The 21,416-nt window shown below is 69.3% G+C and carries 19 protein-coding genes; 15 read left to right on the top strand and 4 right to left on the bottom strand.

Translation table 11 applies throughout. The features are described from left to right. Positions 1 to 121 precede the first annotated feature (121 nt). The 12 genes from uvrA to ABZ463_RS18455 all read left to right on the top strand — a co-directional run bounded on the left by uvrA (position 122) and on the right by ABZ463_RS18455 (position 13,245). A complete protein-coding gene (gene uvrA / locus ABZ463_RS18400) occupies positions 122 to 2,962 on the top strand; it encodes an excinuclease ABC subunit UvrA (RefSeq protein WP_362777296.1) in 2,841 nt (946 codons plus the stop codon). A gap of 152 nt (positions 2,963 to 3,114) precedes the next feature. Beyond that, positions 3,115 to 3,540 (top strand): Rieske (2Fe-2S) protein, encoded by a 426-nt coding sequence (locus tag ABZ463_RS18405; RefSeq protein WP_352013206.1) that lies wholly within the window; start codon positions 3,115 to 3,117, stop codon positions 3,538 to 3,540. Positions 3,541 to 3,688: 148 nt separating this feature from the next. Beyond that, positions 3,689 to 4,138 (top strand): Rieske (2Fe-2S) protein, encoded by a 450-nt coding sequence (locus ABZ463_RS18410; protein WP_362777299.1) that lies wholly within the window; start codon positions 3,689 to 3,691, stop codon positions 4,136 to 4,138. A 130-nt stretch (positions 4,139 to 4,268) separates the two neighbouring features. Further along, positions 4,269 to 6,209, top strand: a complete 1,941-nt coding sequence (uvrC, locus tag ABZ463_RS18415; RefSeq protein ID WP_352013240.1) for an excinuclease ABC subunit UvrC — start codon at positions 4,269 to 4,271, stop codon at positions 6,207 to 6,209. Continuing rightward, positions 6,206 to 7,078: an RNase adapter RapZ gene (gene rapZ, locus ABZ463_RS18420; RefSeq protein WP_352013204.1), complete on the top strand. Its 873-nt coding sequence runs from the start codon at positions 6,206 to 6,208 to the stop codon at positions 7,076 to 7,078. The genes uvrC and rapZ overlap by 4 nt, the downstream gene beginning before the upstream one ends. Then, a complete protein-coding gene (yvcK, locus tag ABZ463_RS18425; RefSeq protein WP_352013203.1) occupies positions 7,075 to 8,010 on the top strand; it encodes a uridine diphosphate-N-acetylglucosamine-binding protein YvcK in 936 nt (311 codons plus the stop codon). The genes rapZ and yvcK overlap by 4 nt, the downstream gene beginning before the upstream one ends. 90 nt (positions 8,011 to 8,100) lie before the next feature. Continuing rightward, positions 8,101 to 9,081 carry a DNA-binding protein WhiA gene (whiA, locus tag ABZ463_RS18430; protein ID WP_012892507.1) on the top strand — a complete coding sequence of 327 codons (981 nt, stop codon included), beginning with the start codon at positions 8,101 to 8,103 and terminating at the stop codon, positions 9,079 to 9,081. 293 nt (positions 9,082 to 9,374) lie between these two features. Continuing rightward, entirely contained in the window at positions 9,375 to 10,379 is a 1,005-nt protein-coding gene (gene gap, locus ABZ463_RS18435) for a type I glyceraldehyde-3-phosphate dehydrogenase (protein WP_352013202.1), read from the top strand. Continuing rightward, positions 10,379 to 11,566, top strand: a complete 1,188-nt coding sequence (locus tag ABZ463_RS18440; RefSeq protein ID WP_362777302.1) for a phosphoglycerate kinase — start codon at positions 10,379 to 10,381, stop codon at positions 11,564 to 11,566. Before gap ends, ABZ463_RS18440 begins: the two co-directional genes overlap by 1 nt. A 109-nt stretch (positions 11,567 to 11,675) precedes the next feature. Next, positions 11,676 to 12,461 carry a triose-phosphate isomerase gene (tpiA, locus tag ABZ463_RS18445; RefSeq protein WP_352013200.1) on the top strand — a complete coding sequence of 262 codons (786 nt, stop codon included), beginning with the start codon at positions 11,676 to 11,678 and terminating at the stop codon, positions 12,459 to 12,461. Between the two features lie 126 nt (positions 12,462 to 12,587). Next, positions 12,588 to 12,818 carry a preprotein translocase subunit SecG gene (secG, locus tag ABZ463_RS18450; RefSeq protein WP_352013199.1) on the top strand — a complete coding sequence of 77 codons (231 nt, stop codon included), beginning with the start codon at positions 12,588 to 12,590 and terminating at the stop codon, positions 12,816 to 12,818. Between the two features lie 79 nt (positions 12,819 to 12,897). Continuing rightward, positions 12,898 to 13,245, top strand: coding sequence for an RNA polymerase-binding protein RbpA (locus ABZ463_RS18455; protein WP_012892502.1), 348 nt, complete (start codon positions 12,898 to 12,900; stop codon positions 13,243 to 13,245). 98 nt (positions 13,246 to 13,343) lie between these two features. Here the strand turns inward: ABZ463_RS18455 and ABZ463_RS18460 are convergent, their stop codons facing one another. Further along, entirely contained in the window at positions 13,344 to 14,024 is a 681-nt protein-coding gene (locus ABZ463_RS18460) for a TetR/AcrR family transcriptional regulator (protein WP_352013198.1), read from the bottom strand. A 224-nt stretch (positions 14,025 to 14,248) separates the two neighbouring features. On the opposite strand from ABZ463_RS18460, the gene ABZ463_RS18465 reads away from it, so the two are divergent. Then, positions 14,249 to 14,728: a GNAT family N-acetyltransferase gene (locus ABZ463_RS18465; protein WP_352013197.1), complete on the top strand. Its 480-nt coding sequence runs from the start codon at positions 14,249 to 14,251 to the stop codon at positions 14,726 to 14,728. Positions 14,729 to 14,973: 245 nt separating this feature from the next. After that, positions 14,974 to 16,134, top strand: a complete 1,161-nt coding sequence (locus ABZ463_RS18470; protein ID WP_352013196.1) for a UDP-N-acetylglucosamine--N-acetylmuramyl-(pentapeptide) pyrophosphoryl-undecaprenol N-acetylglucosamine transferase — start codon at positions 14,974 to 14,976, stop codon at positions 16,132 to 16,134. A 184-nt stretch (positions 16,135 to 16,318) separates the two neighbouring features. Here the strand turns inward: ABZ463_RS18470 and ABZ463_RS18475 are convergent, their stop codons facing one another. Next, the gene (locus ABZ463_RS18475) at positions 16,319 to 16,678 is read right to left on the bottom strand and encodes a transposase (protein ID WP_352013195.1); all 360 of its coding nucleotides are present in this window, start codon (positions 16,676 to 16,678) and stop codon (positions 16,319 to 16,321) included. Positions 16,679 to 17,004: 326 nt separating this feature from the next. On the opposite strand from ABZ463_RS18475, the gene ABZ463_RS18480 reads away from it, so the two are divergent. Beyond that, complete coding sequence (locus ABZ463_RS18480; protein WP_362777308.1) at positions 17,005 to 18,069, top strand: M4 family metallopeptidase; 1,065 nt, start codon at positions 17,005 to 17,007, stop codon at positions 18,067 to 18,069. 163 nt (positions 18,070 to 18,232) lie between these two features. On the opposite strand, the gene ABZ463_RS18485 is transcribed toward ABZ463_RS18480, so the two are convergent. Then, a complete protein-coding gene (locus ABZ463_RS18485) occupies positions 18,233 to 19,846 on the bottom strand; it encodes an amidohydrolase (protein ID WP_362777310.1) in 1,614 nt (537 codons plus the stop codon). Positions 19,847 to 19,913: 67 nt separating this feature from the next. Continuing rightward, positions 19,914 to 21,314 (bottom strand): FAD-binding oxidoreductase, encoded by a 1,401-nt coding sequence (locus ABZ463_RS18490; protein ID WP_362777313.1) that lies wholly within the window; start codon positions 21,312 to 21,314, stop codon positions 19,914 to 19,916. Positions 21,315 to 21,416 lie beyond the last annotated feature (102 nt).

The raw sequence follows: 21,416 nt of genomic DNA on the forward strand, positions 1-21,416 counted from the left end.
TAACCTGGTGAGGGCGGGGAAAGACCAACAGGCGCATCGCCGCTTGCGGATTTTTGTCGGACCCCGTGGCTAGTCTTCCCGCGACCGCTTCTCAACCCTCTACATCGACGTCGGGATCGCAGTGGCTGACCGCCTCATCGTGCGTGGCGCACGTGAACACAACCTCAAGGACGTCTCGCTGGACCTGCCGCGGGACTCTCTGATCGTCTTCACCGGGCTGTCCGGCTCGGGCAAGTCGAGCCTGGCCTTCGACACCATCTTCGCCGAGGGCCAGCGCCGCTACGTGGAGTCACTGTCCGCATACGCCAGGCAGTTCCTCGGGCAGATGGACAAGCCGGACGTCGACTTCATCGAGGGGCTCTCGCCCGCGGTCTCGATCGACCAGAAGTCGACGAGCCGCAACCCCCGTTCGACCGTCGGCACGATCACCGAGGTCTACGACTACCTGAGGCTCCTGTGGGCCCGCATCGGCAAGCCGCACTGTCCGCAGTGCGCCCGCCCGATCGCCAGGCAGAGCCCCGAGCAGATCGTCGACCGGGTGATGGAGCTGCAGGAGGGCACCCGTTTCCAGGTGCTCGCGCCGGTCATCCGCGGCCGCAAGGGGGAGTACGCCGAGCTGTTCGGCCAGCTCCAGGCCAAGGGCTTCGCCAGGGCACGCGTCGACGGCACCGTGGTCCGCCTCGACGAGCCGCCCACGCTGAAGAAGCAGGAGAAGCACGACATCGAGGTGATCGTCGACCGCCTCACGGTCAAGGAGAGCTCACGCAGCCGCCTGACCGGGTCGGTCGAGACCGCCCTGCAGCTGTCGGGCGGCACGATCACACTGGAGTTCGTCGACCTTCCCGAGACGGACCCGAACCGCGAGCGCTTCTACTCCGAGCACCTCTACTGCCCCTACGACGACGTGTCGTTCGAGGAGCTCGAACCCCGCTCGTTCTCCTTCAACTCGCCCTTCGGCGCCTGTCCCGAGTGCACGGGTCTCGGGGTGCGCATGGAGGTCGACCCCGAGCTCGTCGTGCCCGACCCGGAGAAGACGCTGGAGGACGGCGCGATCTCCCCGTGGGCGGGTGGGCACACCAGCGACTACTTCGTCCGTCTCATCGAGGCGCTCGGCCTGGCCACGGGGTTCACCCTGGGCACCCCGTGGGAGCGGCTGCCGAAGAAGGCCCAGAAGGCGCTGCTGTACGGCCACGACGAGCAGGTCCACGTCCGCTACAGCAACCGCTACGGCCGTCAGCGCTCCTACTACACCACCTTCGAGGGGGTCATCCCCTGGGTGCAGCGCCGCCATGCCGAGTCCGAGAGCGACGGCATGCGGGAGAAGTACGAGGGCTACATGCGGGAGATCCCCTGTCCCGCATGCCAGGGGGCCAGGCTCAAGCCCGTCTCGCTGGCCGTCACCGTCGAGGGGCGCTCGATCGCCGACGTCTCGGCGATGTCGATCGGCGACTGCGCCCGCTTCCTGGCCGGGCTCACGCTGTCGGACCGGGACATGCAGATCGCCGAGCGGGTGGTCAAGGAGATCAACGCCCGGATGGGCTTCCTGCTCGACGTGGGCCTGGACTATCTGACCATGGACCGCGCCGCGGGCACCCTCGCCGGTGGCGAGGCGCAGCGCATCCGCCTGGCCACCCAGATCGGCTCCGGCCTGGTCGGCGTCCTCTACGTGCTCGACGAGCCGTCCATCGGCCTGCACCAGCGTGACAACCAGCGGCTGCTGGAGACCCTGATCAGGCTGCGTGACATGGGCAACACGCTCATCGTGGTCGAGCACGACGAGGACACCATCGCCGCCGCCGACTGGGTGGTCGACATCGGCCCCGGCGCGGGCGAACACGGCGGCCAGGTCGTCGTCTCCGGCACCGTGGCCGACCTGCTGTCCGCCGAGGACTCGCTGACCGGCGCCTACCTGTCAGGCCGCAGGACCATCGCCGTCCCCGCCGCCCGCCGTAAGCGGGACAGGAAGCGGCAGATCACCGTCAAGGGGGCCCGTGAGCACAACCTCAAGGGCGTCGACGTCGAGTTCCCCCTGGGCGTGTTCACCGCGGTCACCGGCGTCTCCGGCTCGGGCAAGTCCACGCTCGTCAACGACATCCTCTACAACGCCCTGGCCAAGGAGCTGAACGGCGCCCGCACCGTCCCCGGGCGTCACGCACGGATCAACGGCATGGACCTGGTCGACAAGGTCGTGCACGTGGACCAGTCACCGATCGGCCGCACCCCGCGCTCGAACCCGGCGACCTACACCGGGGTCTTCGACAAGGTGCGCGACCTGTTCGCGCAGACCACGGAGGCCAAGGTCCGCGGATACGCCAAGGGCCGCTTCAGCTTCAACGTCAAGGGCGGCCGCTGTGAGGCCTGTTCCGGCGACGGGACCATCAAGATCGAGATGAACTTCCTGCCGGACGTCTACGTGCCGTGTGAGGTCTGTCACGGCGCGAGATACAACAGGGAGACCCTGGAGGTCCACTACAAGGGCAAGACCATCTCCGAGGTGCTCGACATGCCGATCGAGGAGGCCCTGGAGTTCTTCGACGCGATCCCGGCGATCAAGCGTTACCTCAAGACGCTCAACGACGTCGGCCTGGGCTACGTCCGTCTCGGCCAGCCCGCGACCACCCTGTCGGGAGGCGAGGCCCAGCGCGTCAAGCTCGCCTCCGAACTGCAGCGCCGTTCGACGGGCCGGACCATCTACGTGCTGGACGAGCCGACCACCGGCCTGCACTTCGAGGACATCCGGCGGCTGCTCGGCGTGCTGGGCAAGCTCGTCGACGGAGGCAACACCGTCATCGTCATCGAGCACAACCTCGATGTGATCAAGACCGCCGACTGGATCATCGACATGGGGCCGGAGGGCGGTTCGAAGGGCGGCACCGTGCTGGCGACCGGTACGCCCGAGGACGTCGCCCTGGTCGAGGACAGCCACACCGGGCGTTTCCTGCGCAAGATCCTGGGCTCCTAGGGTCTGTTCCGCGGGCGTCACCCGGGCGGTCGCAGAAGGTATGAAGATCCACAAAACGGGACCCAAGGGTCGATCCGGAGGGCGGCACTCCTCGCCAATATCCTTGACGAGGATGCCCGCCTCCCGGCCGGGCGACGTCGGGGGAGGTCCCAGTGAGCGGTAACGACGGCTTCGCCGCGCCCACACGCAGGCATGTGATCGGTGCCGCCGCCGTGGCGGCGTGCGGGGCGGCGCTCACCGGGTGCGCCGCCGCCGAGCCGGGGCCGGCCATCGTGCCCCCGGGCATCAAGGGGCAGGTCATCGTCAAGACCGCGGACGTCCCCGTGGGGGGCGGCAAGGTCGTCAGCAAGTGGAAGATCGTGATCACCCAGCCGAAGGCGGGGGTGTTCAAGGCCTTCAACGCGAGCTGCCCCCACCGGGGCTGTTCGGTCGGCCGGGTCGCGGACGGCGTCATCCACTGCCCCTGTCACGGCAGCGAGTTCGCCGCCGACTCCGGCAAGTGCCTCAAGGGCCCGGCCGAGGCCCCGCTGGTGGAGTACGCCCTGAGGGTCGACGGCGATGGCATCGTCATGGTCTGAGCCCCGGTGACCGTTATGAGAGAAGATTAAATCTTCCGCATGCGTAATTCTTCACAGTCTCCTGACGGCGGGTACGGCATGCTGAACCAGCGGCGATGCGCTGGTGTGCCGGCCGTACCCGCAGGAACAGGAAGACGAAAGGACGACCATGACGGAGACGACGCGTCGCTCGGTGATGCTGGGCGCGGGAGGCATCGGGGTCGCGGCGCTGCTGACCGCGTGCGGCAGCGAGGGGGGCGGTACAGGCGGCGGCGAGCCGGCCGCGGAGGCCCCGGCCTCGACGCCCTCGGGTTCGCCGGTGGCCGGCAAGAAGGAGGCCCTCGCGCAGACCGCCGACATCCCGGTGGGGGGCGGCACGGTCTTCAAGGACAAGAAGATCGTGGTCACCCAGCCGAAGGCGGGGGAGTTCAAGGCCTTCACCTCCGTGTGCACCCACCAGGGGTGTGACGTGGGGAGCGTTTCCGACGGTGTCATCGTGTGCCCCTGCCACGGCAGCAAGTTCGCCATCACCGACGGCTCGGTCACCGACGGCCCGGCGGGCAGGCCCCTGGAGAAGAAGGAGATCAAGGTCGAGGGCGGCTCCATAGTCCTGGGCTGAGCGGCGGTCCACGCGGCGCCGGAGCAGGAGGGGGCGGCGCCGCGTGCCCGCGCCGTACCGGATGCGCGGGGCTCGCCGGGCAGGGGTCCTGTCGGTGAGGGCCGATAGGCTTTCGGGCGTGGCGAGATCTATGGGCGGTCCGGTGAGTTTCCGGCCCGAGCCGGGCACGATTCCCGAGTCCCCCGGCGTCTACCGGTTCAGGGACGCCGGTGGCAGGGTCATCTACGTGGGCAAGGCCAAGAGCCTGCGCCAGCGACTCAACTCCTACTTCGCGGACTTCGCCGGGCTGCATCCGCGCACCCAGACCATGCTCACGACGGCCGTCGGCGTCGACTGGACGGTCGTCGGCACCGAGGTCGAGGCGCTCCAGCTCGAATACTCCTGGATCAAGGAGTACGACCCCCGGTTCAACGTCAAATACCGCGACGACAAGTCCTATCCCTATCTCGCGGTCACCATGGGGGAGGAGTTCCCCAGAGTCCAGGTGCTGCGCGGCGCCAAGCGCAAGGGCATCCGCTACTTCGGCCCCTACTCCCACGCCTGGGCCATCAGGGAGACGGTGGACCTCCTGCTGAGGGTCTTCCCGATCAGGAGCTGCTCGGCCGGGGTGTTCCGGCGCGCCGCCCAGATCGACCGCCCCTGCCTGCTGGGCTACATCGGGAAGTGCTCGGCTCCCTGTGTCGGCAGGGTCACCGCCGAGGAGCACCGGGCGCTGGCCGACGACTTCTGCGACTTCATGGCGGGCAACACGGGCCGCTTCACCAAACGCCTTGAGCGTGAGATGCGTCAGGCCGCAGCCGAGCAGGAGTACGAACGCGCGGCCAGGCTGCGCGACGACATCCAGGCGCTGCGGCAGGCGATGGAGAAACAGGCGGTGGTGCTGGCCGACAACACCGACTGCGACGTGATCGCCCTGGTGGAGGACAACCTCGAGGCCGCGGTCCAGGTCTTCTACGTGCGTTCGGGGCGGATCAGGGGCCAGCGCGGGTGGGTGGTGGACAAGGTCGAGGACGCGGAGCCCGGCGAGCTCGTCGAGCAGTTCCTGCTCCAGATGTACGGCGAGGCCGCCCCCGAGGCGCTGCCCCGCGAGGTCCTGGTGCCCGCCATGCCCCCCGACGCCGAGGCGGTCGCCGAACTGCTCGGCGAGCACCGCGGGACCAGGGTGGAGATCCGCGTCCCGCAGCGTGGCGACAAGAAGACGCTCATGGAGACCGTCGAGCGTAACGCCAAGGAGGCCCTCAAGCAGCACAAGCTCAAGAGGGCCAGTGACCTGAACACCCGCAGCAGGGCGCTGCAGGAGGTCGCCGACGCGCTCGGGCTCGACCAGGCGCCGCTGCGGATCGAGTGCTACGACGTCTCCCACACCCAGGGCACCAACGTGGTCGCCTCCATGGTGGTCTTCGAGGACGGCCTGGCCCGCAAGAGCGAGTACCGCAGGTTCTCCGTCAACTCCACCGAGGGTGACGTCGCCTCGATATACGAGGTGATCTCGCGCAGGTTCAAACGCTACCTGGAGGAACGTTCCGAGACCGGGGAGCTCGACGTCGAGACGGGGGCGGCGGCGGAGACCGGCGGGACCGGCACCGGGGCGGCTCTCGACCCGGAGACCGGCAGGCCGCGCAAGTTCGCCTATCCCCCCAATCTCGTCGTCGTCGACGGCGGCCCCGCCCAGGCGGCCGCCGCCCAGCGGGCGCTGGACGAGCTGGGGGTCGACGACGTGGCGGTCTGCGGCCTGGCCAAGCGGCTGGAGGAGGTCTGGCTGCCAGGAGAGGACCTGCCGGCGATCCTCCCCCGGTCGAGTGAGGCCCTTTACCTCCTGCAGCGCGTACGCGACGAGGCCCACCGCTTCGCCATCACCTACCATCGGTCGAAGCGGTCGAAGAGCGTGAGGGAAAGCGCCCTGGACGAGGTTCCCGGGCTCGGCCCAGCCCGCAGACAGGCGCTGATCAAACACTTCGGATCCGTGAAGCGGCTGAGTGAGGCCACCGCCGAGCAGATCCGCGAGGTTCCCGGGATCGGCCCCGCCACGGCCGAGACGATTGTGTCGGCGTTGAAGGGGGAGCACCCATGAACGACAGAGAGACCGCGTTCGTCATCGTCACCGGCATGTCGGGCGCCGGACGCAGCACCGCGGCCAAGGCGCTTGAGGACCTGGGCTGGTTCGTCATCGACAACCTGCCCCCCGGCCTGCTGTTCGCCATGGCGGAGGAGGCCGGGCGGGTCAAGCTGGCCGCGGACAAGGTGGCCGCCGTGGTCGACGTGCGCAGCCTGGCCTTCACCACCGACCTCAACGCCGCGATCGAGGAGCTCGACGGGCGCGGCGTCGCGGTGCGGGTGGTGTTCCTTGAGGCCAGCGACGAGGAACTGGTCCGCAGGTTCGAGAACGTCCGCCGCCCGCACCCGCTGCAGGCGGAGGGCCGGCTGGTCGACGGCATCGCCAGGGAACGCGGCATCCTGCGTGAGGTCCGTGCCAACGCCGACCTGGTCATCGACACCTCCAACCTCAACGTCCACGAGCTTCGCGGCAAGATCGTCGCCTTCTTCGGCGGGGAGGACCGCCCCGGACTGCGGGTCAACGTGGTCTCCTTCGGCTACAAGTACGGCCTGCCCGTGGACGCCGACCTGGTCGTCGACTGCCGCTTCCTGCCCAACCCGCACTGGGTCCCCGAGCTGCGCCCGATGAACGGTCTGGACGCCTCCGTGCGCGACTACGTCCTCAACCAGGCGGGCGCCAAGGAGCTTCTCGACGCCTACGAGGAGGTGGTCGGCATCATCGCCGCCGGTTACACCCGTGAGGGCAAGAGCTACGCCACGCTCGCCGTCGGCTGTACCGGCGGCAAACACCGCAGTGTCGCGATGGCCGAGCAGCTCGGCGGCCGATTGCGAGATCGGGGAGGAATGGAGGTGCAGGTGAGCCACCGGGATGTGGGCCGCGAGTGAGCGAGGATCTCAAGGTCGTCGCGCTGGGCGGCGGACACGGGCTGTACGCGTCGCTGTCGGCGCTGCGCAGGGTCACCTCCGAACTGACGGCCGTCGTCACCGTGGCCGACGACGGCGGGTCGAGCGGACGGCTTCGCCGTGAACTCGGCGTGCTGCCTCCCGGAGACCTCAGGATGGCCCTGGCCGCGTTGTGCGGCGACGACGATTGGGGCCGCACCTGGAGTGAGGTCGTCCAGCACCGCTTCCGCAGCGAGGGCGACCTGCACGGGCACGCGGTCGGGAACCTGCTGATCGTCGCCCTGTGGGAGCGTCTCGGTGACACGGTCGCCGGGCTCGACTGGGTCGGGCGGCTGCTCGGCGCGCACGGGCGGGTCCTGCCGATGGCCTCGGTGCCGCTCGACATCGCCGCCGAGGTCGAGCTGGACGGCCGGGTGAGCACCGTGTACGGCCAGGTGGCCTGCGCGCTCACCCCGGGCAGGGTTCGCGCGATCTCGCTGCTGCCCACCGACCCGCCGGCCTGCCCCGAGGCGGTCCAGGCGGTGCTCGAAGCCGACTGGGTGGTCTTCGGGCCGGGGTCGTGGTTCACCAGCGTGCTGCCTCACCTCAAGGTGCCCGAGCTGGCCGACGCGCTGCTGCGTACCCGGGCGCGCAGGCTGGTCGCACTCAACCTGGCCCCGCAGCCGGGTGAGACCGACGGTTTCTCACCGCAGAAACACCTGGAGGTGCTGCGTCAGCACGCCCCCTCCCTGACGATCGACGTGGTCCTCGCCGACACCGGTGTCGCCGAGGACGGTGAGGAGCTGGAGAAGGCCGCCGCCGAGCTGGGCGGGCGGCTCGTCATGGCCCCGGTCGCCGACGAGGACGGCTCCCCGCGGCACGATGCGCAACGTCTTGCCTCCGTCCTGGACGAGATTTTCCGTGAGAAGCGTTGATCCTGGTCAGCGCCGCTCAGGAGTGCGAGAAACTTCTGTGAGCCTGGTTTCTCGGCCGCATGAGGTCTGTATGGGGGAGGACGAACGCGCATGGCGATGACAGGTGTGGTGAAAGACGAGCTGAGCCGCTTGCCGGTCCTGAAGCCTTGCTGTCGTAAGGCCGAGGTGTCGACGCTGCTGCGGTTCGCCAGCGGGCTGCACCTGGTGGGCGGGCGGATCGTGATCGAGGCGGAGCTGGACACCAACGTCACCGCGAGGAGGCTCATCAAGGACATCGGAGAGGTGTTCGGGCACAAGGCGGAGGTGCTCGTCCTGGCACCCGCCGGGTTGCGCAAGGGGTCACGCTACGTGGTCAGGGTCTACCGCGACGGTGAGGCCCTCGCCCGTCAGACGGGGCTGATCGACAACCACGGCCGTCCGGTCCGGGGCCTGCCGCGTCAGGTGGTCGCGGGGGCGACCTGCGACGCGGAGGCCGCCTGGCGGGGTGCCTTCCTGGCACACGGCTCGCTCACCGAACCGGGCCGTTCCATGTCGCTGGAGGTGACCTGTCCCGGCCCGGAGGCGGCGCTGGCGCTGGTCGGCTCCGCACGGCGGCTGAAGATCCACGCCAAGGCGCGCGAGGTGCGGGGTGTCGACCGCGTGGTGGTCCGTGACGGTGACGCGATCAGCGCGCTGCTGACCCGGCTCGGTGCCCACGACAGCGTGCTGGCCTGGGAGGAGCGGCGGATGCGCCGCGAGGTGCGGGCCACGGCCAACCGGCTGGCCAACTTCGACGACGCCAACCTGCGGCGCTCGGCCCGTGCGGCGGTCGCGGCGGGGGCCCGGGTACAGCGGGCGCTGGAGATCCTCGGGGAGGAGGCGCCGGAGCATCTGGTGATCGCGGGCCGTCTGCGGGTCGAGCACAAGCAGGCCTCCCTGGAGGAGCTTGGCCAGCTCGCCGACCCGCCACTGACCAAGGACGCCATCGCCGGCCGCATCCGCCGCCTGCTGGCCATGGCCGACAAGCGCGCCCAGGACATCGGCATCCCCAACACCGAGGCGAATCTCACGGTGGACATGCTGGCGCCGTAGTCCGGTCTCCTCGTCTCGCGGGCGGTCCCGGTTCCGGGACCGCCCGTTCGCATGCCCGGCCATCGTTTTGAGATGTCTTTGCTGGTCACAGCAGCGTTGTACGGATTTATCGTGACAAGCCGGGCACTTCACTTGAATAGTGCGATACCTACGCATGAGGCAAAGGAGAAGAGACCTGCCCCCGCAAGTGGTCTAAACCAATTTGGGTCCGATAGTGTTCGTGTTTGAGGTATCAGCCCGCCCAAGTCGCCGGTCTTCTCGGCCGGCGCATGACGTACGAGGAGACCGGAACCGTGAGCATCCGCGTAGGCGTCAACGGATTCGGCCGTATCGGCCGCAACTTCTGGCGTGCGGCCGCCGCCAGCGGCAAGGACATCGAGATCGTCGCGGTCAACGACCTGACCGACAACGCCACGCTCGCCCACCTGCTCAAGTACGACAGCATCCTCGGCCGTCTGCCGTACGAGGTGAAGAGCACCGCCGACGAGATCATCGTGGACGGCAAGACGATCAAGGCCTTCGCCGAGCGCGACCCCGCCAAGCTGCCCTGGGGCGACCTGGGCGTGGACGTCGTGGTGGAGTCCACCGGTTTCTTCACCGACGCCAACAAGGCCAGGGTGCACGCCGAGAACGGCGCGAAGAAGGTCATCATCTCGGCCCCGGCCAAGAACGAGGACGTCACCGTCGTGATGGGCGTCAACCACGACAAGTACGACCCGGCCAGTCACACCGTCATCTCCAACGCCTCCTGCACCACCAACTGCCTGGCCCCCATGGCCAAGGTCATCAACGACACCTTCGGTATCGAGAAGGGTCTGATGACCACGATCCACGCCTACACGCAGGACCAGAACCTGCAGGACGGCCCGCACAGCGACCTGCGCCGCGCCCGCGCCGCCGCGCTGAACATCGTGCCGACCTCGACCGGCGCGGCCAAGGCCATCGGCCTGGTGCTGCCCGAGCTGAAGGGCAAGCTCGACGGCTTCGCGCTGCGCGTGCCGATCCCCACCGGCTCGGCCACCGACCTGACCGTCGACGTCAGCCGCGAGACCACCGTCGAGGAGGTCAACGCCGCGCTCAAGGCCGCCGCCGAGGGCGCGCTCAAGGGCTACCTGACCTACACCGAGGACCCGATCGTCTCCGCCGACATCGTCACCGACCCGTCCTCCTGCATCTTCGACGCGGGCCTGACCAAGGTGATCGGCAACCAGGTCAAGGTCGTCGGCTGGTACGACAACGAGTGGGGTTACTCCAACCGTCTCGTGGACCTCATCGAGCTGGTCGGCGCCGACCTCTGATGAAGGACCTCTCCGAGTTCGACGTGAAGGGTCGGCGCGTCCTGGTGCGCGTCGACCTCAACGTCCCCCTGGACGGGGACGTCATCACCGACGACGGCCGCATCCGGGCCTCGGTCCCGACGATCCAGGAGCTGGCGGGCAAGGGCGCGTGTGTGATCGCCTGCGCCCACCTGGGGCGTCCCAAGGGCGAGCCCAATCCGAAGTACTCCCTGGCCCCCGTCGCCAGGCGCCTGGGCGAACTGCTCGGCGCCGAGGTCGCCTTCGCCTCCGACGTGGTCGGGCCGTCGGCCCAGGCCGTCGTCGCGGGTCTTGAGGACGGCCAGGTGGCGCTGCTGGAGAACCTGCGCTTCGAGCCGGGCGAGGAGTCCAAGGACGACGCGGTGCGCGCCGCCTTCGCCGAGAAGCTGGCCGCCCTGGCCGAGCTCTACGTCGGCGACGGCTTCGGTGCCGTCCACCGCAAGCACGCCAGCGTCTACGACGTGCCGCTGCTGCTGCCGCACGCGGCGGGCAGGCTCGTCCTGGCCGAGGTCGAGGTGCTCAAGAGGCTGACCGAGGAACCCGCCAGGCCGTACGCCGTGGTGCTGGGCGGGGCCAAGGTCTCCGACAAGCTCGGCGTCATCGGCAACCTGCTCACCAAGGTCGACCGGCTGCTCATCGGCGGCGGCATGGCCTACACGTTCCTGGCCGCCCAGGGATACGAGGTCGGTCAGTCGCTGCTGCAGCGTGACCAGCTCGACCAGGTGCGCGACTTCCTCAACGAGGCGATCAAGCGCGGCGTGGAAATCGTCCTGCCCGTCGACGTGCTGGCCGCCACGCACTTCGCCGAGGACGCCGACCACGAGGTCGTGGACGCCACCGCGATCCCGGCCGACCGGCAGGGGCTGGACATCGGCCCGCGCAGCCGTGAGCTGTTCGCGACGAAGCTGGCCGACGCCCGGACGGTGTTCTGGAACGGCCCGATGGGCGTCTTCGAGTTCGAGGCGTTCTCCGGGGGAACCCGAGCCGTGGCTGAGGCGTTGATCCGTTCGGAGGCCTTCACGGTCGTCGGGGGCGGTGACTCCGCCGCCGCCGTACGACAGTTGGGCCTGCCGGAGGACGGTTTCTCGCACATCTCGACCGGTGGCGGCGCCAGCCTCGAATACCTTGAGGGCAAGACCCTGCCCGGCCTCGTCGCCCTGGAGGCGTAGGGGTGGACCGACGCGACGAGCGCCGTGCCGCCCGCCGTCCCCGGAACACGGGGGCGGCGGGTCCGGGACATGACCGAGACGAAGGCGGACGAGAGACGGTGAGCCACTGATGAGCACGACGCGCAAGCCGCTCATGGCCGGCAACTGGAAGATGAACCTCAACCACCTTGAGGCCATCGCCACCACCCAGAAGCTGGCCTTCGCCCTCAACGACAAGGACTTCGACAAGGTCGACGTGGCGGTGCTGCCGCCGTTCACGGACCTGCGCAGCGTGCAGACCCTGATCGACGGCGACAGGCTGCGCCTCCTGTACGGCGCGCAGGACCTCTCCCTGCACGACGCGGGCGCCTACACCGGAGAGGTCTCCGGGGCGATGCTCGCCAAGCTCGGGTGCACCTTCGTCGTGATCGGGCACTCCGAGCGGCGGCAGTACCACCGCGAGGACGACGACGTGGTCAACGCCAAGGTGCAGGCGGCCTACCGCAACTCGCTCACGCCGATCCTGTGCGTGGGGGAGGGGCTGGAGGTCCGCAGGGCGGGTGACCAGGTCTCCCACAGCGTCTCGCAGCTCGACGGGGCGCTCAGGAAGGTCCCCGCGGAGCAGGTCAGGTCGATCGTGCTGGCCTACGAGCCGGTCTGGGCGATCGGGACCGGTGAGGTGGCGACCCCGGCCGACGCGCAGGAGGTCTGCTCGGCGCTGCGTTCCCGACTCGCCGAGCTGTATGACGGCGAGGTGGCCGCCGCCGTCCGTATCCTTTACGGAGGATCGGTCAAGTCTGACAACGTCGCCGGCATCATGGCTCAGCCCGATGTGGACGGTGCCCTGGTCGGCGGCGCCAGCCTCGACCCCGGAGAGTTCGCCAAAATCTGCCGCTTTAGCGAAATGTCCGGCTGACTGGGCCATTCGGAGGGTACGACTTGACAACAGGTCGTACCCTCTTAGAGCAAGTTTGAATCGTCACGCCACAGGCGTCATCCAGGGACACACCCGGACGCGGGTCGCACACAGGGACAGGTCACGGTGACAATCGGAATCTCCATCGCCCTCATTTTGTCGAGCATGCTGATGGTGCTGCTTGTTCTGCTCCACAAGGGCAAGGGCGGCGGCCTCTCGGACATGTTCGGCGGCGGCTTCTCGTCGTCGTTTGGTGGCTCCTCCGTGGTGGAGCGCAACCTCGACCGGCTCACCGTCATCACCGGTGTGGTCTGGTTCGTGTGCATCATCGCGTTGGGCCTCATTCTCAGGCCCTGATCCGGCTACGCAAGCGTGACAGTGGTTCAGCCCCCCGCATCCAACCGAGCGCAGGGGCCATCGAGCGAGGAGTTCATCCGTGGGTAGTGGCAACGCGATCCGTGGCAGTCGTGTCGGCGCGGGCCCGATGGGGGAGGCGGAGCGTGGCGAGGCGGCTCCCCGGGTAAGGGTTCCGTTCTGGTGCGCGAACATGCATGAGACGCGCCCAAGCTTCGCCAGTGACGCCGCCGTCCCTGAGTTCTGGGACTGCCCCCGGTGCGGTCTTCCCGCCGGTCAGGACGAGGCGAACCCGCCCGCTCCGCCGCGCAACGAGCCTTACAAGACGCACCTGGCCTACGTGAAGGAACGTCGCAGCGACAAGGACGGCGCTCAGATCCTGGCCGAAGCCCTGGAGCGGCTGCGCTCCTCCTCGCGACCCATTTACTAGTACGGCATGCCGAGAGGCCCTCGTGGAACATCCGCGCGAGGGCCTCTCGGCATGACTACGGAATGGTTACGGATCTTGTCATGCGGAGATTTCTCCGCTTATATGGGGGGTGATGGCTCCGGCTGGGGCCGATCTTCGAACTCGAAGTCCGGTTGCCTGAGTGTGCGCACCAGTTCGTCCAGACCGGCTTTCACCCGTTCGACGTCCATGCCCAGTGTCCTGCGCTGGTGCAGGTAAAGAGGAGCGGCCAGCGGGGCAAGCAGGGCGTCCGCCAGGTAGTGGACGTCCGTGTCGGGACGAAGGTTCAGCAGCAGCGTCGTCAGATGCAGGTGGTAGGCGGCGTAGGAGCCGCCGGTGTACCGCGCCTCCGGCGCGCTGGCTTCTGCGAAGAGCAGCAGGTCGGCCTGTTCCTCGGTGCGGTCGACCAACGCCTCCATGAAGGCGATGATGCGTTCGGAGGCTGGCGCCCCCGGCCCGAGTGGTGGCGGTCCGTGCAGGAACGCGGCCTGCAGGGTGCGTTCTCGCTCGTCGATCAGCGCGTACGCCAGACCGGCCCGATCCCCGAATCGCCGGTAGACCGTGCCGACCCCGACACCTGCGACCTGAGCCACTTCGTCCATTGACAAGCTCTCCACACCGCCGGAGGCCGTGATGCGCCGGGCGGCGGAGAGAATCTTTCTCCGATTCTCCGCCGCGTCGGCCCGCTCTCTGGGAGCGTCTCCGACGAGTGGTAGCTCCTTCCCCGTTACTGAGGGCTCCTTCCTGGTCGGCTCAGCCATCGAAGGCGGTTCCGGATGCGGCGCCCGTCTCCCCGGCCGCGCCCATGTCCTTCTTCATATTCATGATCGTATCTGTGTGGAGGCTCCCGCGCGTCTCGGCGGCGAAGATCCTTATATCTTCCTTTCTGGACATAGGGGACATAACGGATGCATCTCCTGTTCTTGCTGGACTGCGCTGGTTTATCCGTTGGCTCCTGTCCCGGCCGGGGCTGTAGGTTCCTGCCGTGACCGGCACAGAGGCGACGACGAAGATCAGGCCCGCGAACACGGCGGACGCGGCGGCGATAGCGCACATCCACATGACCTCCCGGGCGGTGACCATGCCGTACCTGCCGCCGCAGAGACGCGACCACGCCCAGGTCACCCGATGGATCGAGGAGGTCGTGCTCACCTCGTGCCGGACCTGGGTCGCGGTGCGGGACGGAGAGGTCGTCGGCTACGCCGCCCTTGAGGGGGACATGCTCGAACATCTCTACCTGAGGCCGGACATCCGCCGCCAGGGCATCGGCACGCTCCTGCTCGACGAGGTCAGGCGGCACAGCCCGGACGGCCTCTCCCTGTACGTCTTCCAGAGCAACGTCGAGGCCCGCGCCTTCTACGAACGCCACGGTTTCACCGTCTTCGACACCGACGACGGCCAGCGGAACATGGAGAAACTGCCCGACATGACTCTTCGCTGGACACCGTACGACGCACACCGCTGATTCGCTCGCGAGCCGTGCGGTCACGGCATCATGGGGAAAACGGGGATAAGCCCTCGGAAGGGGGTGGAAGCAAATATCGTTTCCCGTGTCTCCGGGGGCAGGAAGGCCGGTTGTCACCCGTCGAGGCGGTGGCCGTACCCGGTGAATTGGATCTTCGTCGTGACTCCGGGTAGCGTGCGCGAGGCCGCCGGACGCTCCGGCGCGGCCCAGAGCCCGGATGACCGCAACGCTGGAAGGACACGAACATGAACGCCGGAAACCCCCGTCCCCTGCGGATGCTCGTCACCGGAGGCGGAACCGGCGGTCACACCTACCCCGCGCTGACCACGGTCGCGGCCGTGCGCGAGCAGGCCGCCGCCCGCGGCCTCGGCCTCGACGTCCTCTGGGTGGGTACGGCGAGTGGCCTTGAGGCCCGCGTCGCGGCCGAGCACGGCATCCCGTTCCGCGCGATCAAGGCGGGCAAGCTCCGGCGTTCCCCCAATCCGCGTGAACTGCTCACCAATCTCGCTGACATGTTCCGCATCCCCGTCGGTGTCCTGCAGGCCTTCGGCATCGCCGCCCGCTACCGTCCCGACGTGGTGCTGTCGACCGGGGGATACGTGTGCGTGCCGCTGGGACTGGCCTCCAGACTGCTCGGCCGGCCGCTGGTGATGCACGAACAGATCACCGCGCTCGGCCTGGCCAACCGCATCCTGGCGCGCTTCGCCACCCGCGTCGCGCTCACCCATCCCTCGTCGGTCGAGCACCTGCCCGCCTCCGCGCGGGAACGTGCCGTGGTCACCGGCAATCCCGTCCGCCCCCACCTGCTGAACGGCAACGCCCCGTCGGGCCGCTGGCACTTCCGTCTGTCGCCCGAACTGCCGCTGGTCTACGTGACCGGCGGGGCACAGGGCAGCAGGCAGATCAACACCATGATCGAGGCCGTCCTGCCGTCGCTGCTCACCAGGGCGCAGGTGCTCCACCAGTGCGGCGCGGGCTGGATCGACGGGCTCAACCGGACCGCCGCGGCCCTGCCCCCCGAACTGGCGGAGCGCTACCAGCCGGTGGCCTACGTGGGGGAGGAACTGGCCCACGTGTTCGCCGCCGCCGACGTCGTCGTCTCCCGCAGCGGCGCCGGTACGATCGCCGAACTGACCGCGATCGGCAAGCCCTCCGTCCTGATCCCCCTGATCCCGTCGGCGGGGGACGAACAACGGCAGAACGCCCGCTACCTGGCCGAGGCGGGGGCGGCCAGGGCGCTCCTGGACGCGGGTCCCGCCCCGGAGCACCTGCTCGCCGAACTCGGATCGTTGCTGGCCGACCCCCACGCCCGCGCCACCATGGCCAAGGCCGCCAAGTCCCTCGGCCGTCTCGACGCCGCCGACGCCCTCGCCCGCGTCGTCCTCCAGGAGGCGGCCGTCGGCTGAGCCCGCGCGGCTGAACACCCGAAAGCGGGGAACGGGCGGCCGCGTCCCGGGGGTGCCGGGCCGGACCGGTACGTGCCCCGGGCACAGGATCGAGGCGTGACGCGCCGAGGGCGCCGGGACAGGGCCGCCATGAGGCGTTCACGGCCGCGCTCGGCCGGTGGACCCGGGACGCGGTCCGCCTCGGTCACCAGTGCGCGACCTCGAACATCATGCCCGGCCGGATGTCCTGGCGCGCGGGGCGACCTGAGCCCGTCGCCCTGTCCGGCTCGGGCACGGTCTCGCCCGAGAGCAGCGCCTGCAGGATCGTCTCCCAGGTGCCGTCCGTCGACCAGCGCCGATGGCGGTTGTAGACGGTCTTCCACCGGCCGTAGACCTCGGGGACGGCACGCCACGAGCAGTCGGCCCGGCTGCGGAAGAACACCCCGTTGATGGTCGCCCGGTGATCGGCCCAGCGATGACCCCTGCGGGGATGCGAGGGTAAAAGCGGCGCCAGCCGTACCCACTCGTCCTCGGTCAGGTCGTGACGCTTCAACCGGTTGTCCACGACCTCATGATGTACACCATTTGTGCCCACTGATCTATCCGCCACGTCTTCGCCCTGACGGGACGGCGTGTCGCCGGGGTGTATCGGGTGCCCGTTAGGCGGACGCGCCCGCGGGGTCCTCGCCGCCACGGGGCCGGGGAAGGGACGGCGCGGTCGTTACGGGACGCCAATCGCGAATCGCGGGCCGCGCGGCCGGTCGTCCGAAAAGCGCCGGACATTGCCGTGCCGCCTGCGAATTTGTATTTTCCAGGAGAAAACGACCCGGGCGACGGGCGTTCTCCACGTGTCGATTCTGACGAGGAACCCCCAGAAGAAGGAGCCGTCAGATGACCTCCAAGATCGTGCTGGGCGCCGTCGTGGTCGTGACGGCGCTGACGTCGGCCACACCGGCGACGGCGTCCGAGCCGGAGAGCCCGGTCCAGCAGGGCGTGGGCCACAGCTACTACAACGGCGATCCGGTGTCCCTGCGGACCGCGGGAGGCCCCGACCACTACATCATGAGCGATCCCACCTACTCGGGACTGAGCTGCAACGTCGGGGCGTTCGGTGTGCCCCTCGTCAAAAGTGGCAACGACTGGGGCGACAGGAGCCCGGTCAACCAGGAGACCGCCTGCGTCGACGGCATGTTCGCCGCGCAGCGGTACATGGACATGCTGCGCGACTGGTTCGGGCGCGACGGCACCGATGGGCAGGGCCGTACCCTCCCGGTGTATCTCAAGCCGGACCTGGTCGGCTCCTACCTGAGCGGGTGGGTCGCCCTGGGCCGGAACCAGGCGGGCACGAAGTGGGCCACCTCACTGGACACGGTCGGGCACGAGTACGGTCTGCGGACCTTCCTGGAGTCCGGCTCGGGCTGGAGCGGCTCCTCCGGCGGTGACGGCCAGGAGCACCAGGGACTCAACGAGTCGTCGGGTGACATCTTCGCCACGCTGCTCGAACACTACGTCGGCCACCCGGACACACTCGACGAGCCGGACTACCTGATCGGTGAGGAGTTCGACCTGAAGGGCGACGGGCCGGTCCGCAACATGTACAACCCCTCCCGGCTGGACGGCAAGAACTGCTACACCCGCTTCACCACCGACGCCGGCCCGCAGAACCACTGGTTCTACCTGCTCGCGGAGGGGACCAACCCGGTGGGCAAGCCCTCCAGCCCCGTCTGCTCCGGGCCCTCGGTGCTGAGGGGCATCGGCATCCGTAAGGCGGGGGAGATCTTCTACCGCGGCGTCCAGCTCAAGACCGCCCCCTGGAACTACGCCAAGGCACGCGCGGCCACCGTACAGGCCGCCGCGACCCTCTACCCGGGAAGCTGCACCGAGGTGAACGCCGTCAGGGCCGCCTGGAGCGCGGTCGGGGTCGCCGCCAAGACCGGGGAACCGATCTGCGACTGAGATCCCGTCCCGGAGACTCCGCATCGCTCCCGGCGGCGGTGAGGGCCTCGCCGGGGGCGCCGATCGCGTTGCCCGGCCGGAGGGCGGTCCGAGGTCTCCCGTCCCGGCGCCTCCGCCGGGACCACGGCCGCCCAAGCGAAACGATCGAGGTGTGGGCCGCCGGTCAGCGGTGGTAGACCTCCTCGCCGCCGACGAAGGTCATCGCGACCCTGGTCCGCCAGATGTCCGCCGCCGGTTCGGTGAACGGGTCGCGGTCCAGGACGACCAGGTCCGCGCGGTTGCCGGGGGAGATGACCCCGGCCTCGTCGTCTCCGTTGATCCAGGCCGAGCCCGCGGTGTAGGCGGTCAGCACGGTGGACAGATCCAGGCACTGGCCCGGCAGGAACGGCGTCCGGGCGGTGGGGTAGTCCACGTGCACCGAGCCGCCGGGCTCGGTGCGGTTGACCCCGACGTGCATGCCCTGGAACGGGTCGGCGGTCGAGACGGGCCAGTCACTGCCCGCGCAGAACCGGGCGCCCGAACGCAGCAGGTCGGCGAAGGGGTACTGCCAGGCGGACCGCTCCTCGCCGAGGAAGGGGATCGTCAGCTCGTCCATCTGCGCGTGATGGGTCGCCCACAGCGGCTGCAGGTTGGCGGTCACCCCGAGGGCGGCGAAGCGCGGCACGTCCGAGGGCTCGATGATCTGCAGGTGCGCGATGTGGTGCCGGTTGGCGGGGTCCGTCCCCTCGAAGCTGTCGAGGGCCTCGCGGACCGCGCGCTCGCCGATGGCGTGGAAGTGCACCTGGAAGCCGTGCCGGTCCAGCTCGGCGACGTGGCCCTTCAGCAGCGCCGGATCCACGTAGGAGAGGCCGGTGCCGCCGCAGCGGCAGTAGGGCTCGATCACCGCGGCGGTGAAGTTCTCGGTGATGCCGTCCTGCATGATCTTCACCGAGGTGGCGCGGAAGCGCTCCAGGCCCTCGGCCGAGGCACGGCGTTCGATCAGCTCGGGGATCTGCTCGGCGCCACGGGTACGGTCCCACCACAGCGCGCCGACGACCCTGGCCCTCAGCCGCCCCGAGGCGGCGGCCGACAGGTAGACGGGCAACTGGTCGTCCCAGCCCGCGTAGGAGCCGACGATGGCGTCCTGCCAGCCCGTGACGCCCAGGGAGAACAGGTGGTTCTGGGCCTCGACGAGCGCGTCGGCCATGTCGCCCGGCGTCGGGCTCGGTGCGAGCAGCCCGACCAGGTCCATCGCGCCCTCGTGCAGCACGCCGCTCGGCGTGCCGTCCGGGTCGCGCTCGATGCGTCCGTCCGGCGGGTCGGGCGTCTCGCGGGTGATGCCCGCCCGCCGCAGGGCGAGGGTGTTGACCCAGGCCGCGTGGTGGTCGCGCTGGAGCAGGTAGGCGGGCCGGTCGAGGAAGTCGATCTGTGAGCGGTGCGGCAGGCCGCCCGGGAAGGCCGCCATGTCCCAGCCGCCGCCGTCGATCCACTCGCGGGTGGTGTTCGCCTCCGCGTAGGAGATGATCCGCTCCAGGTACTCCGGCAGGCCGTAGACCTCGGACAGGTCGCACCTGGCCCGTTCGAGGCCCGCCTGCACCGGGTGGATGTGCGCGTCGGTGACGCCGGGGATCAGCAGGCCGCCGCCCAGGTCTACGGTCTCGTGGCCGGGGGCGGCCCGCCGTAGGAGGTCGGTCTCGGGGCCGACGGCGGCGATCCTGCCGTCACGGACCAGCACGGCCTCGGCGAAGGCGTCCGCTGCCAGGAACGCCCGGCCGCCGCGGAACAGGATGTCGTTCACCGCTCCTCCGCGTACACGTGGGACGGGTGGGTCATGGCTCTCCTCTGTGTGCGGTGACGGTGGTGGCTCAGCGTCCGGTGATGGAGTCGGCGACCCGTGCCAGGACGGAGGTACGGCCCAGCCCGGCCCGCTCCCTGGCGTCCGCCCTGCGGTACAGGTCGTACATGGCGTGTACCCCGATCCAGCGCAGCGGCTCGACCTCCCAGCCTCGCACCCTGCGGCCGACCCAGGGCAGCGAGGCCAGTTCGGTGTCCCGGCGCAGGATCAGGTCCCGCAGTGTACGGCCCGCCAGGTTGGTCGTGGTCACCCCGTGCCCGGTGTAGCCGCCCGCCCAGCCGATGCCGGTGGCGTGGTCGACGTGCACGCTCGCGCACCAGTCGCGGGGCACGCCGAGCACGCCGGACCAGGCGTGGGCCACCCTGGAGGCGCGCACGGCGGGGAACATGCCGGTCAGCAGCTCCCACAGCGCCTCGATCGTCCAGCTGTGCGTGTGCCCCCTGTCGTCGACGCGCGAGCCGTACAGGTAGGGCTTGCCGCGCCCGCCGAAGGCGATCCTGCCGTCCGCGGTGCGCTGGGCGTACATGTAGTAGTGCGCCATGTCGCCGAGCAGCTCGCAGCCCTCCCAGCCGATCTCGTCCCATAGCTCGCCGAGCGGTTCGGTGACGATCATGGAGCTGTTCATCGGCAGCCAGGCCCGGTGGTACTGCCGGAGTTCCGCGGTGAACCCCTCGGTCGCCCTGATGACGTAGTCGGCGCGGACGGTGCCGTACGGCGTGCGGGCCCGCCCCGGCGCGATCTCGATGACGGGGGTGCGTTCGACGATCTCCACCCCGAGGTCCCGTACGGCCCGCGCCAGGCCACGGGCGAGCTTGGCCGGCTGGATGCGGGCGCAGTGCGGGCTCCAGATCGCACTGACCGCCCCCTCGACCCGAAGGCGGGCCTCCCGTTCGGCCGGGTCGAGCAGTCTGACGTCCTCCTCCGTCCAGCCCCAGTGCCGTTCGTGCGCGAGCAGCTCACGCAGCCGCCGGTCCTGGGCGGCGTTGGTCGCCACCGTGGTCACGCCGCCCTTGACGATGTCGGCGTCGACGCCCTCCTCCCCGGCGACGGTCACGACCTCGTCGACCGCCTCGAACATCACCCGCTGCAGCCGTCTGGCCGCCTCGACGCCGTGTGTCCTGGCGTAGCGTTCCGGCGTTCCGGCCAGCTCGCCGACGAGCCAGCCGCCGTTGCGTCCTGAGGCGCCGTATCCGGCGAACTCCTTCTCCAGTACGACGACCCGCAGTTCCGGTCGCGCCTTCTTCAGGTAATACGCCGTCCACAGACCGGTGTAGCCCGCGCCGACGATCGCCACGTCGGCGTCGCGGTCGCCGCCGAGGGGGGCACCCGCCTCGGGAAGGCCGAGGGAGCGGTACCAGAAGGAGACGTCTCCGTTGACGAAGTCATCGGAGAGTGGAACACGCGTGCTCATGGCCATACATACTGCTATATCCGTCAATTAGTACGAACCTTCCAACGGAAACCGTTGTATAAACGCATCATGGGTGATATTTCATGACGTAACTGGGGTCTC

The organism is Streptosporangium sp. NPDC020145 (genome assembly GCF_040631275.1).
GTDB lineage: Bacteria > Actinomycetota > Actinomycetes > Streptosporangiales > Streptosporangiaceae > Streptosporangium.